Annotated in this window: 1 protein-coding gene; it reads left to right on the top strand. The window is 30.8% G+C overall.

The window, feature by feature from the left end:
* Nucleotides 1-360: endonuclease/exonuclease/phosphatase family protein (locus FUA24_RS03845; RefSeq protein ID WP_187388150.1), on the top strand; the 360-nt coding region annotated here is incomplete at both ends.

The raw sequence follows: 360 nt of genomic DNA, 5'->3' as shown, positions 1-360 counted from the left end.
CATTTAAAAAATGAAGATTCTGAGCGTTTATTTAATCGTGTTAGTTCAACATTTAAAATGCAACAATTTCAAACCGAATTGTTTTTAATGCATAAAAAACAGTGTCCATATAAAATGGTTATTTGTGGCGATTTTAATAACACGGCATTTTCATATGTTTACCGTAAAATTAAAGGCAATTTACAAGATACTTATGATGAAGCTGGCACAGGTTTTGGACGTACGCACGATTTTAAGTTTTTTCCAATGCGTATAGATTTTATTTTTGCCGATGAAGCTTTTAACGTAAATGGCTTTAAAGCTTATAACGAGCATTTTTCTGATCATTTTCCTATAATGACTAAGTTGGCGCTTGAAACA

This window comes from Seonamhaeicola marinus, from assembly GCF_008085455.1.
The sequence above is the reverse complement of the archived record's forward strand: the minus strand, read 5'-3'. Positions and strand labels throughout refer to the sequence as shown.